The organism is Cryobacterium sp. TMS1-20-1, from assembly GCF_004402355.1.
Classification (GTDB): domain Bacteria; phylum Actinomycetota; class Actinomycetes; order Actinomycetales; family Microbacteriaceae; genus Cryobacterium; species Cryobacterium levicorallinum.
The window spans coordinates 19,191-30,774 of record NZ_SOGF01000007.1 but is presented as its reverse complement, the minus strand read 5'-3'; the positions used below and the strand labels follow the sequence as shown (position 1 = coordinate 30,774).

The following is an 11,584-nucleotide window of genomic DNA, read 5'->3' as shown; positions in this document are numbered from 1 at the left end:
AACCGACCGACACCAAATCCGACAACCGACGGTCAGAGACCGGCTTCACCCACCCTGTACGCGCCATACCCACAACGTAACACGGAGATGCTTAACTGAACGGTATTGCTCTTAGCATCGATCCACCGATCGGTGGATCGAGGATGAGCAGTACAACAGCTGTCAAGCGCGAACAAGCACCTGGCCGATGACGTGATTCGTAGTCTGACCAAGCTCGTGAATCTGGAGAACCCGAACTCAGCAGAGGAAAAGGTCCTCGTCAGAGGTCTTCGGGTCAAGGTTATTCAGAGATTCAAGAACAAGAAGCCCAGGCGGATGGAAGCGACCTTCGCTCCGGACGGACGAATCGTTGGGGCGCAGGACGGCGACTACCTCCGATTCATCAGGAACTGCTTCCGCACCATCTCACTGACGAGGTCTTCAACTTCGGCGTCCAGCCGCCACGTACCTTCCCCCTGAAGAGGAGCGCCCGGGAGCCAAATCCGTCGCTAACCTCGACCTCGTTCGATAGCGTTTGATCAGCACATAGACCTGGCGCCGCGATATCCCCAGCGACAATGCGGCCGCATCGACCGCGGCCCGACCCACGATCATTCGAGCCGCCAAGGGCGCATTCACCGCCGACAGCCTGCCGCAGACCGGACCGAAACACCCCCGAATGAGCGCCCCATACAGTGGGGCTGTCCAGCTGTTTTACTCACGGGCTACCCTGAAGTTCTACTTTTGTGCCGTCATCCGTTTCGTGCATCATTCACGGGCCGGGTGGCGGCACCCACGTGGTATCCCGGGGGAGCGCGTTCGTGACCAGCCTGACCGAAATTCTGATCGTGCACGGCCTGCTTCCGATCGAGGACCTCGACACCGTGCGCCGGAGCGACCGCGCCGATGAGGCCGCCGTGCGCAGCATGGTCGACGCGGGCACGATCAGCGAGGTGCAATTCGCCCAGGCGCGCGCCGAGCAGAAGAATCTGCCCTTCGTCGAGTTGCTGGATTATCCCGTCGACCGGCTCGCCGTGGCCAAGGTGCCGGCCGCAGTCTGCCGCCGCGCCAACGTGCTGCCCATCGCCTTCGAAGACGGCCGTCTCGTGGTGGCCATGGTCAATCCCGGCGACGTGTTCGCCGTCGATGACGTGCGCGAAGCCGCCCGCATGCGGGTCACCCCGGTCGTCGTTGAACCCTCCGACCTGCAGGCGGCCATCGCCCGCTACCACCGCGCCGACAGTGAACTGATCGACCTCAGCTCCACCCTCACGGCCGAGAGCGACGATGTCGACGAGACGTCAACTTATACAGAAGCGGATGACGCGGCGCCGATCGTGCGCTTCGTCAACCTGCTGGTCAGCCAGGCGATCCAGGACAAGGCCTCCGATATTCACATCGAACCCGGCGAAGGCGGCCTGCGGGTGCGCTACCGTATCGACGGCGTGCTGCACGATATGCAGAATGCGCCATCGACTATCGCCGGCGGCGTCACCTCGCGCATCAAGATCATGAGCGACCTCGACATCGCCGAGCGGCGCAAACCGCAGGACGGTCGCATGTCGGTGCACCACAACGGCCGTACAGTCGATCTGCGCGTCGCCATTCTGCCCACGGTCTGGGGTGAAAAGGTGGTGCTGCGTATTCTCGACAACGCCACCTCATCGATGAAGATGAGCGGCCTCAATCTGCTCACCGACAACTTCAACGAGTTCGAAATGGCGTATACCAAGCCGTACGGCATGATCCTGGTCACCGGCCCCACCGGGTCGGGCAAGTCGACCACGCTCTACACGACGCTGCACGCCATCTCCCGGCCCGAAATCAACGTCATCACGGTCGAGGACCCGGTGGAATACCGCATGCCCGGGGTGAATCAGGTGCAGGTGAACCGCAAGGCCGGCCTCACCTTCGCCGTCGCCCTGCGTTCGATTCTGCGATCAGACCCCGACGTGGTGCTGCTCGGTGAGATTCGCGACCAGGAGACCGCGAAAATCGCGATCGAGGCCTCGCTCACCGGTCACCTCGTGCTGTCGACGCTGCACACCAACGATGCGCCAAGTGCCATGACCCGCCTGATCGAAATGGGAGTCGAACCGTTTCTCGTGGGATCGGCCCTGGACTGTGTGGTGGCCCAGCGACTCGCCCGTCGGCTCTGCGACCGCTGCAAGGTGCCAGACCACCGCACCGACCTCGCCTATCTGGGATTCGTGGTCAACCCCACCGTGGGTTACGTCTCGAACCGCTCAACGATCCGGCCCGAGATCGGTCCGGCCATCGACCCCACCACTACCGGCACCGTGATCTACAAGTCGGCCGGATGCTCAAGCTGCTCGCAGACGGGATACCGCGGTCGCCTCGGCATTCACGAGGTCATGACGGTGTCCGAGGAGATCGAGCGCCTCACCGTCGCGCACGCTTCGAGCGCCCAGATCGGGGCCGCCGCGCGCAAGCAGGGCATGATCACCATGCGTGAAGACGGCTGGGCCAAGGTCGCCCTCGGCCTGACCTCGGTGGATGAGGTACTCCGCGTTGTCTCCTAGAGCAGCGGGAGAGCAGTTGTCATGAGCCGACCCGATTACGACCGGATGCCCATCGACGACAGCACCGCAGACCCCACCCCAACGGCTCGCATTCTGCACGCGACGCGCGCCCTGTCCAGCGAGCGCGAGCCAGGCGAACCACCGACTCTGGAGCCCTCCGCAATGGAGCTCTCCACAACTGAGCCACCGGCCACCGATCTCGACCCCGACCTGCTCGCTGCCCTGCGCTTGGTCGCTCATGCTGGCGGATCAGACCTGCACGTGGCCGGCGGTGCACCTCCGAGCATGCGCATTTGCCGCGGGGCCTGGTGCTGGTCACCGGTCCGACCGGTTCGGGCAAGACGACCACGCTCGCGGCCATCGTCGACCTTGTCAACAGCACCCGCACCGACCACATCGTCACGGTGGAAGACCCGATCGAGTTCGTGCACGAGTCCAAGAAGTGGGTGATCAGCCAGCGCGAAGTCGGGCAGGACACGCACAGTTTCGCCGCGGCACTCAAACCGGGGGCAGTCCCATATACGCCAACGGCACCGTCGACATTGCCAGTTGGGTGACGTTTGTTTACGACTGGAGTGACTTCGAGAAGGAGGGTTTTGTTCCCTTCTCGACCGACAGCAGTGAGCTTGTCGTGCCGGGCAGTAAGAAGTGCCAGCTCGGATCATGGGTGCAGGACAATTCGGGTGATTCGCTCCACCAATTCTATGAGGACCTTCGCAACCTCACGAAGCCGACTATCGTCGATCTTCGCCAGTGTGACACCTTTGACTTTGGCAGCATTGAAATGAATGTGAAATCTGACATTGCTTTTCTTTTCCACGAGGTGGTCGTCAATGATTTCTCAGTGGTCGCGAGTGACGGAAACGACCACAAAATATGGTTCATCGCACCGGGAGTTGATGCGCTCGGAGCGAACAAATGCAGTTCCAACTTCACCGTCAACGGCTCCGTACAATTCGATACCGAGATTTCGGCGATGCTGTATACGCCATGCGCCGTCGTCTTCAACCGGACCCAGTGGCGGGGACAAATCTATTCCGAAAGTTTTGTGGTGAACACAACCAGCAATGTTGACTTTGTCCCGATGAGCATCCCGGGCACGGACCTCTACGGCGCGATGCCCGCGGGTTCTGACCCAGACGATTCCCGATGGACTCTGCTTTCCAGCCGCGATCGTACAAACGGCGACAAATGACGGCACTACTAACGGTGTTCGCCGGCATATTCGGCCTGCTCATTGGGTCCTTCCTCAACGTCGTTATCTATCGCATTCCGGCGGGTAAGTCCATCGTGTCCCCGCCGAGTGCCTGCGGTAGTTGCGGCGCGCGCATCCGCTCGTATGACAACATTCCTGTGCTGTCGTGGCTGCTGCTGCGGGGCAAATGCCGCGACTGTGGAGCCGCCTTTTCGGTTCGCTACCCATTGGTGGAGCTGGGCACCGGCGTGTTCTTTGCGATCGTCACGCTGTGGGTGTTTTCGAGAGGCGACGGGGGCTCGCTCGCGTCGACCGGCGCGCTCTCGGCTCAGATCATTGTGCTCGTCGCGTTTCTGTACCTCGCTGCGGTGAGCGTCGCGCTCGCCATGATCGATCTCGATACCCACACCCTGCCCAACAAGATTCTGCTTCCGGTCTATCCGGTGGGCGCAGTGCTGCTCACCGCGGCCGCTCTCGTCGCTGGAGAACCGGGCCGTCTGCTGAGCGCCCTGATCGGTGCGGTCGCCCTGTTCGGCCTCTACCTTGCGCTGGCCCTGATCAGCCCAGGCGGCATGGGTCTCGGCGACGTGAAACTCGCCGGTGTGCTCGGCCTCTATCTCGGCTGGCTCGGCTGGGCACCGCTGATCGTGGGCGCATTTGGGGCATTTCTGCTCGGGGGGCTCTTCGGAATCGGGCTGCTGGTATCCCGCAAGGCCGGGCGGCGCAGCAGCATTCCGTTTGGCCCCTGGATGCTCCTGGCCGCCTGGCTCGGTGCCGTGTTCGGTCAGTCGATAGCGGCCGCCTACCTGACCCTGTTCGGACTCACCTAGACGCTCGCGCCTCACTACCTTCACCTTGCACACTCACATTTCACCGGGGGGAACAACAATGACGATACGTGTGGTCGGAATCGACATCGGCACCACCGCCGTGCGCGCCGTCGAGGTGCGCGACGCCGAAATGGAGAATCCCGTGTTGCTGCGGTGCCATGAGCATCCACTGCCGTTCGGCGCGGTCAGCCGCGGGGCGAGGTACTCGAACCGGCCGTCGTCGGTGCTGCCCTCAAGCGTCTCTGGTCGACCGGCGGGTTCACGAGCAAGGACGTTGTGCTCGGAATGGGCTATCACCGCATGGTGGTGCGAAATCTGACCGTGCCCAAAATGTCGCTGCGACGCATTCGTGAGTCGCTGCCGTTTCAGGTGCAGGACCTGCTGTCGTTCCCCACGGCCGAAGCGCTGCTCGATTTCTACCCCATCAAGGAGGTCGACGGTGAAGGCGAGTCAGAGCCGCAAGTTTCCGGACTCTTGATCGCCGCGACGAAGGACGTCGTGCAGGCCCACATCAAGGCCGCAAAACTCGCTGGGCGGCGCAGCATCAACGTCGACATTATGGCGTTTGCGCGTAGCCGGGCCATTCACCGCGGGGTCACGGCTCCCGGTGTGATCGCACAGATCGATATTGGTGGTGGCTCATCGAGCGTGCTCATTTCCTCTGGAGGTGTACCGCAGTTTGTGCGGGTCATCCCCTCGGGCGGCAACCAGCTGACCAAGGCATTGCGTGCGCGCCTCGGTATTGACGAGGAGGCAGCTGAAGTGCTCAAAATGAAGCTCGGTCTGACGGACGTGGTGGCACCGCACGACGCGATCGCTGCCACGGTCATCCGCGAGGTCACGGCCGAACTGCTCGAAAGTCTGCGCAATACGGTGCAGTACTTCACCAACAACTGGCCGGAGCTGCCGATCGATCACATCGTGCTCATGGGCGGTGGAGCTCGGCTCGGTGGGTTTCCAACCGCTCTGCGCGACGTCACCGGCTTTCCGGTGCTGACGGCTCAGCCCGTCGGGGGTCTGGAATTGGGGCCCGATGTGGATCGGGCCGTATTGCAAGACTCGGAGTGCACTTTCGTTGCAGCTCTCGGGCTGGCCCTGGGGAGCAAAGCATGAAGCACCGCAGCAACCGGCGGGAGCTGGTTTACGGCGGCGAACCTCGAGCCAACCTGCTGCCCCTTGAACTTAAGGCCAAACGCAAGGGCAGAATGCTGCGCCGCATCATTCTGGCCGCATCCGCTGGAGTCGTCTTCTTCATGGCGGCATCGATCGGGGCGGTCTCCGTACAAGCCGGGGTTGCCCAAGCCGATCTCGCGCACGCTGAGGCGCGCACCAACGAGTTGCTTCTGGAATCTGCCAAGTATTCGCAGGTGCGGAGCGTGCAGGCACAGATCGACCTGACGGCGGCCGCACGAACGGTCGGAACCAAAACCGAAATCGACTGGCGAGCCTACCTCGCTGAAGTGCGCGTAATTTTGCCCAGCGTGGTCACCATCGATGCGGTGACGATTGACTCCGGCTCGCCGTGGGAGGACTACGCCCAAAGCACCGTTGCCCTGCACAACCCCCGCGTGGCCACTCTCACCCTCAGCCTGACCAGTCCATCATTGCCGGCCGTGCCGCAATGGCTGACGAATCTGAAGATGCTGCCCGGGTCTGCTGATGCCAGCCCCGGTTCGATCACGCGCTCAGAATCGGGTACCTACGTCGTGGACATTGAAATCAACATCAATGCGGATGCCCGTGCGAATCGCGTAGGCGGGGGAAACTGATCATGAATCGAAATCGACTATTCGGTGCAGTGATGGCGTCTACCGTGAGCACCGCCGTAGTTCTGGGCGGGCTCCTGGGGATTGCGCCGAAGCTCGAGGAGGTGCGAGCCGTAACCGCCCACCGCGAGGTCGTGGACGCGCAGAACGCCGAGTATGAGATCGCCCTCGAGAGCTTGCAACACGACTTTGACGGCATCGCAGAATTCCGCACCTATCTGGGCACGCTGCAGACGGCTGTCCCGCCCGACGCGGCGATTCCGGCATTCGTCGGGCAGCTCGAAGTCATCGCTCATCAGAACAATGTGACCCTTGAGTCGTTGGCCCTCGGCGACGCGGTGGCCTATGAACACGTGGCGGGGGCCGCGCTGTCGGCTGGTGCTGGTGCTGGTGCTGGTGCTGGTGCTGGTGCTGGTGACGCTGGTGATGACGCTGTGCCGCCAGGGATGCCAGTGCCGGATGCGGACTCTGACGACTCTGACGACTCTGACGACTCTGCCGACGCCGCGGCGAACTCGTTCAGCGACGGCGCCTACCTCGCGCTTCCCATCACTATGTCGGTTCAGGGAGCCCAGAGTAATCTCTTTGACTTCGTTGCCGGTCTGCAGCATGGCGAGGGAACCGTGTCCATTTCCACGTTGGTGACCGAGGCCCCCCAGGGAACAGACACCACGGAGCTGGCTATCACCGGGATGATCTACGTGCTTCTGGATCCCAGCGCCCTGGCCCTCGCCCAGTAGTACCTGCCAGGCGCTGGTGGACACCGCGACCGGGGCGTCGCGCCCAGCGCGGTGGCGCTCACTTCTCCCAGTGGGGTTTCTCGGCGGGGGTGGCGGCACGGTTTTGGCCGGCGGGGCGCCAGGTTTGGGTGGGGTCGAAGATGAGGGGGCCGCGCACCCAGGGGCGTCCGTGTCGCATGTCGATGTTCCATCCGGATGTTTCGATGCTGGCATGGCCGGCGTTGCAGATGAGAACGGCGTTGTCGATATTTGTCAGGCCGCCCTTACTCCAGGGAATAACGTGGTGAGCCTGTGTGAGGTGCGGTGGCACGGTGCAGCCGGGGATGACACAGCCACCATCACGGCCTGCCAATGCTCGGCGTTGGCTGTTGGTGAAGAATCGGTTGGTGGTACCGAGGTGCACAACCTGACCCTGGTGGCCGAATAACACGGGCTGATACCCGTCGGTGCTGCGCCGCCCATCGTCGGGGTTCCCGGCTGTCGAGCGGCCGCTTCGAACACCGCGCGGAGGATCCCGGCCTGCTGCTCACCGATCGAGCGGATGTCGCCGGGTTCCTGCGGCAAGGACTGAACACCTGGCCGCCGCTTGCTCCAGTCTGCTCGTCGCGGCCTGCGTGCCGGCCGTGCTGGCCGTCGGTCTGATCGGCGGTCATCGCCGTCGCTGTCGTGGCCACGGACTTATCAAGGTATTCGGAACGACGGAGCACATCCGTCGTGGACAGCACCCGCGCCCCATCAACGACCCGGCCCGCACACTTTCCAGCGCGAGCAGCATGGTCAGGGATTCTTCATCACCGAGCGACCCGAAGGACAGCCCACCCAACGCCGCCAACAACGCATCCCGCGCCTGCTCCACCGCCACAATAGTGGGGTTCGAACTGGACTCGCTCGGGTTGTCCATGAACATGGGCGCCATTGCCTCCTTCCCATGATTCTACCCCCAATCGAACATAAAAGCGAGAGAAGCTCAGGTGGATTTCTACACGAATTTCGGTGCCACAGCGAATTGGCGGAGCTTCCCGCGCGCTAGAAGGCCCTGACTCCCGTTCGATTGAAAGGTTCGTGCCATCGGAAGCGTTGCGGTGACGTGAGCAACAAATAAAAATAACTATCGAAACTCTGTCACCATTTTATGCAGATCAGGCGAGAGCGATTGATGCGTCGATCCACAAACAGCGTGTGCAGCCATGCCGGGCCCATATTGCGAAAGCGGTCCCATGATCTATCGTGGGCCCGCAGATCGGGCCCGGGCCCGGAACAAAGTGCAGGGTGTGAAACGCGGCGAGGGGGCATGGATCAGGACGAGGGCCCCACAGACACTGCGGGGCGGCAGGGCGAGAGTCTCGGCGAACAGCGAGAGTCCACTGAACGCTGCGGCGCTCAGCGAGAGATCGGGAAAACAGTGACATACCGGGTGCAGACCCCCAGATCGCGGGACTACCGAGCCGGCAGTCTCGTCGTTAGCGTTACGGCTTACGTAGACCTCGGCGAACACGACTTACCCTCGTAGCGCCAGGCCTACCAGCGTCGGTCACCGCACCCTCGATGACCGGTCGTCTTGCCCCGAATAACCAGCGCGGCCGTGTCTTTCGCGGCAATCAGTACCCGACGCCATTGCTTTGCGAGAAGGATCCCATGGACGACCCGAAAATGCCCCCGTCGCCGACCGACAATGCGGGCAGGCACGAGACCCCCGCGGCGAGCGACGCCATCGACTGGCACCCCGTTTCGGCCCGCGATGCGCGGGACGAGAGCCGCCCCGGTGAGGTGCAGGTGCTGCCCCCGCTCCGGGCGCGCACCCGGTCACTCGCCGACGCCACGCCCGGCTCCGTGCCAGAGCCGCGCCCAGTCCATAGTGTTGCCGAGCCGTTCGAGCAGGCCCGTCCGGGGCTAGCTCTCGACCTGGCTCAGCCGGTGCATCCGCTCGATCGGGCCGATAAAGCGCTCGGTCCGATCGACGCCGACCTGCTCGCGGCGCTCGAGTGTGTCGTCGCGCAGCACGGTTCCGACCTGCACGTCACCGTGGGGTCCCCCCCGATGATCCGCCGAGACGGGGGGCTGGGCTCGATCGACAATGCGCCGATCTGGTCGGCGGAGAAGGCGAGCCGGGCGATCCGCAGCATCCTCTCTGCCCCGCAGCAGAACATCTTCGACCGCGATCACGAGCTGGACTTCGCCTACACGCTGCGCGGCGCAGGCCGGAAAGTCAGCCGGTTTCGGGTCAATGTGCACCAGCAGCGGGGAACGCCCGGGGCTGCCTTTCGACTGATTCCGAGCGAGATCCAAGACCTCAAGTCGCTCGGTATCCCCGAGTCCGTGGCCGAGTTCGCGCAGCTTCCCCGCGGGCTCGTGCTCGTGGCGGGGCCGACCGGCTCGGGAAAGTCAACCACCCTCGCCGCGCTCGTCGACCTCGTCAACAGCACGCGGGCCGACCATATCGTGACCGTCGAGGATCCAATTGAGTTTCTGCACGCGCACAAGAAGTCAGTGGTGACCCAGCGCGAGGTGGGAGCGGATACGGCTAGTTTCGCATCCGCTTTGAAGCACGTGTTGCGGCAGGATCCCGACGTGATTCTGATCGGCGAGCTGCGGGATCTCGAGACAATTCAGGTGGCGCTGACCGCCGCCGAGACCGGGCATCTCGTCTTCGCGACCCTGCACACGCAGAGCGCGGCCCAGACCGTCGACCGCATCGTGGATGTTTTTCCGCCGCACCAGCAAAACCAGGTGCGCGCGCAACTGGCCCAGACGCTGCAGGGCGTGATCTGTCAGGCCCTGGTCAAGTCGGCGACCGGCATCGGGCGTGTGGCTGCCACCGAGATTCTCGTGACGACTCCGGCGATCGCCAATCTCATTCGCGAGGGCAAGACCCACCAGATCGAGTCGATGATGCAAACCGGGCGCGAGCGCGGCATGCACACCCTGGATCAGCACCTCGCCGAACTCGTGAACAGCGGCCAGGTCACGCGCCAGGCCGCACTGGAGAAGGCCCAAAACGCCGTGGGACTCGACAAACTCATTCGTCGCAGCGACACGCCAGGACAGACCGGCGGGTTCTCGTTCGCCGCCGATCCGGGCTTCGTGGAGGCCGGTTTCGCTGCGGCTGGACTTGCGCCGGCGGGATTCGTTCCGGTTGGATTTGCGCCGTCTGGATTTGCGGAGAAGCCGTTTGTCGAGCCCAGCTTCAGGCAGACCAGCTTTCGTGAGGTGGCGGCCGGCCTGCCCGTCGCGAACGGCGTGGCGCCGGCGGACCGCCCGACCGCTGCGACCGCTGACCTCGCCCGGTCGGCGAGCTGATGTCGACCGCCCTCGCTTTTTCTTACACCGGGCGGGACACCGCCGGCAAGCACGTGAAGGGGCAACTGGATGCCCTGAGTGAGTCCCAGGTGGCGTCCCGGCTGAACGCCCTGGGTATCGCCCCCATCTCGATCGCGCCGGTCGTGCCGGGAACCGGGCTCGGGCGGTCACTGACTCTGTCGGTCTTCTCGCGCGGAGTGCGCCTGAAGGACCTCGCCATCATGAGCCGGCAGTTCGCCACCATGATCGGGGCCGGGCTGTCGCTGCTGCGCGCCCTCGGCATCCTCACCGAGCAGACCGAGAGCAAACCCCTGGCCGCTGTGCTCGCCCTGGTCCGCGACGACGTCGAGGCCGGGCAGTCGATCTCGGAGTCGCTCGCGAAGCATCCGCTGACCTTTCCGCCGATCATGGTGAACATGGTTCGCGCCGGTGAGACCGGCGGCTTTCTCGACGGCGCGCTGAACTCGATCGCCGAGAACTTCGAGAAGGAGGTCAAGCTGCGCGGCACCATCAAGTCGGCGATGACCTACCCGGTGATCGTGCTGGCGATGTCGTTCGCCGCCGTTCTGATCATGCTGATCTTCATCGTGCCGATCTTTCAAGACATGTTCACCGGCCTGGGCGGCGCCCTGCCGCTGCCCACCCAACTGCTCGTCACCCTCTCGGAATCGATGATCTACGTTGTACCGATCGGCGCGGTGCTCGGCGTCGCCTTCGCCCTCTGGTGGCGACGCAACAAACACACCGAGGCCGTGCGCCGCCGACTCGACCCGTTGCGGTTGAAACTGCCGGTGTTCGGGTTGCTGCAGAAGAAGGTCGCGGTGGCACGGTTCAGCCGCAACTTTGCCAATATGCTCGGCGCCGGCGTCCCCATTCTGCAGGCGCTGAAGATCGTGGGGGAGACCAGCGGCAACTGGGCCATCGAAAATGCGCTGACCGCGGTCGGCGAGGCGGTGCGGCGCGGAAAGTCCGTCTCGGAGCCGCTGCTCGAACACCCGGTCTTTCCTGCCATGGTCGTGCAGATGATCGCCGTAGGAGAGGATGCCGGCACGCTCGAGTTGATGCTCGACAAGATCGCCGACTTCTACGACCAGGAGGTGCAATCTGCCACCGAGCAGCTCACGGCCATGATCGAACCGCTGCTGATCGCCTTTCTCGGCGTCGTCATCGGCGGCATGGTGATCGCCCTCTACCTGCCCATCTTCAGCATCGCCAGCATGATCAAGTAAGCCAG

General features: G+C 63.6%; 10 protein-coding genes and 2 pseudogenes. 10 read left to right on the top strand and 2 right to left on the bottom strand.

Translation table 11 applies throughout. The annotated features are described in order from the left end of the window. Positions 1-800 precede the first annotated feature (800 nt). The 4 genes and pseudogenes from E3O45_RS01080 to E3O45_RS01065 all read left to right on the top strand — a co-directional run bounded on the left by E3O45_RS01080 (position 801) and on the right by E3O45_RS01065 (position 4,547). A complete protein-coding gene (locus E3O45_RS01080) occupies positions 801-2,522 on the top strand; it encodes a GspE/PulE family protein (RefSeq protein ID WP_092453007.1) in 1,722 nt (573 codons plus the stop codon). Between the two features lie 296 nt (positions 2,523-2,818). Continuing rightward, positions 2,819-3,025: pseudogene (locus E3O45_RS01075) on the top strand (ATPase, T2SS/T4P/T4SS family); the annotation flags it as partial. A 50-nt stretch (positions 3,026-3,075) separates the two neighbouring features. Next, the gene (locus tag E3O45_RS01070) at positions 3,076-3,717 is read left to right on the top strand and encodes a hypothetical protein (RefSeq protein WP_134441178.1); all 642 of its coding nucleotides are present in this window, start codon (positions 3,076-3,078) and stop codon (positions 3,715-3,717) included. Further along, a complete protein-coding gene (locus E3O45_RS01065; RefSeq protein ID WP_134441177.1) occupies positions 3,714-4,547 on the top strand; it encodes an A24 family peptidase in 834 nt (277 codons plus the stop codon). The genes E3O45_RS01070 and E3O45_RS01065 overlap by 4 nt, the downstream gene beginning before the upstream one ends. A 33-nt stretch (positions 4,548-4,580) precedes the next feature. On the opposite strand, the gene E3O45_RS01060 is transcribed toward E3O45_RS01065, so the two are convergent. Continuing rightward, a complete protein-coding gene (locus E3O45_RS01060) occupies positions 4,581-4,844 on the bottom strand; it encodes a hypothetical protein (protein WP_134441176.1) in 264 nt (87 codons plus the stop codon). Here E3O45_RS01060 and pilM point away from each other — a divergent pair. From pilM to E3O45_RS17365, 3 genes and pseudogenes are all read left to right on the top strand, one after another. Further along, a pseudogene (gene pilM, locus E3O45_RS01055) lies at positions 4,803-5,660 on the top strand (pilus assembly protein PilM); the annotation flags it as partial. The gene E3O45_RS01060 and the pseudogene pilM sit on opposite strands and share 42 nt — an antisense overlap. Beyond that, entirely contained in the window at positions 5,657-6,316 is a 660-nt protein-coding gene (locus E3O45_RS01050) for a hypothetical protein (RefSeq protein ID WP_134441174.1), read from the top strand. The pseudogene pilM and the gene E3O45_RS01050, both read left to right, overlap by 4 nt. Before the next feature lie 44 nt (positions 6,317-6,360). Then, the gene (locus E3O45_RS17365; RefSeq protein ID WP_166789354.1) at positions 6,361-7,053 is read left to right on the top strand and encodes a hypothetical protein; all 693 of its coding nucleotides are present in this window, start codon (positions 6,361-6,363) and stop codon (positions 7,051-7,053) included. A 58-nt stretch (positions 7,054-7,111) separates the two neighbouring features. On the opposite strand, the gene E3O45_RS01045 is transcribed toward E3O45_RS17365, so the two are convergent. Next, positions 7,112-7,456, bottom strand: coding sequence for an HNH endonuclease signature motif containing protein (locus tag E3O45_RS01045; RefSeq protein WP_166789353.1), 345 nt, complete (start codon positions 7,454-7,456; stop codon positions 7,112-7,114). Between the two features lie 220 nt (positions 7,457-7,676). Between E3O45_RS01045 and E3O45_RS01040 the strand changes: the two genes are divergently transcribed. The 3 genes from E3O45_RS01040 (at position 7,677) to E3O45_RS01030 (ending at position 11,579) form a co-directional block, all read left to right on the top strand. Further along, complete coding sequence (locus E3O45_RS01040; RefSeq protein ID WP_166789352.1) at positions 7,677-7,985, top strand: hypothetical protein; 309 nt, start codon at positions 7,677-7,679, stop codon at positions 7,983-7,985. Positions 7,986-8,688: 703 nt separating this feature from the next. Continuing rightward, positions 8,689-10,350, top strand: coding sequence for a type IV pilus twitching motility protein PilT (locus tag E3O45_RS17875; protein ID WP_304988981.1), 1,662 nt, complete (start codon positions 8,689-8,691; stop codon positions 10,348-10,350). After that, complete coding sequence (locus E3O45_RS01030; protein WP_134441171.1) at positions 10,350-11,579, top strand: type II secretion system F family protein; 1,230 nt, start codon at positions 10,350-10,352, stop codon at positions 11,577-11,579. The genes E3O45_RS17875 and E3O45_RS01030 overlap by 1 nt, the downstream gene beginning before the upstream one ends. The last annotated feature ends 5 nt before the right edge of the window (positions 11,580-11,584 follow it).

Bases quoted from the DNA above. Each gene is read 5' to 3' on its own strand.
- E3O45_RS01065 (WP_134441177.1), top strand. From the start codon at position 3,714: ATGACGGCACTACTAACGGTGTTCGCCGGCATATTCGGCCTGCTCATT.
- E3O45_RS01050 (WP_134441174.1), top strand. From the start codon at position 5,657: ATGAAGCACCGCAGCAACCGGCGGGAGCTGGTTTACGGCGGCGAACCT.
- E3O45_RS17875 (WP_304988981.1), top strand. From the start codon at position 8,689: ATGGACGACCCGAAAATGCCCCCGTCGCCGACCGACAATGCGGGCAGG.
- E3O45_RS01030 (WP_134441171.1), top strand. From the start codon at position 10,350: ATGTCGACCGCCCTCGCTTTTTCTTACACCGGGCGGGACACCGCCGGC.